Here is a 206-nt window from a genome sequence, read left to right as displayed (position 1 = left end):
AGGATACCCGTCATTACGAAGGGCGACAAATGCGTCAGCCCCCGCTGGGCCGCGAAGATGACGAAGGCCCCCATCAAAAAGGAACCGATGACGTTCACCGAAAGGATCGCGATGGGGAAATCCCCCGTCGCACCCATCCTGTAGACGGCGACGCCGAAAAGGTACCGCAGAGAGGCGCCGATCGCCCCGCCGAGTGCCACGAGTGT

1 protein-coding gene is annotated in these 206 nt (G+C 62.1%); it reads right to left on the bottom strand.

The annotated features are described in order from the left end of the window. Positions 1-206, bottom strand: a 206-nt coding sequence (locus A3728_RS21050; protein WP_150120931.1) for a fluoride efflux transporter FluC, incomplete at both ends; no start/stop codon positions are given.

Source organism: Sulfitobacter sp. HI0040 (assembly GCF_001634885.1).
Taxonomy (GTDB): domain Bacteria; phylum Pseudomonadota; class Alphaproteobacteria; order Rhodobacterales; family Rhodobacteraceae; genus Sulfitobacter.
The sequence above is the reverse complement of the archived record's forward strand: the minus strand, read 5'-3'. Positions and strand labels throughout refer to the sequence as shown.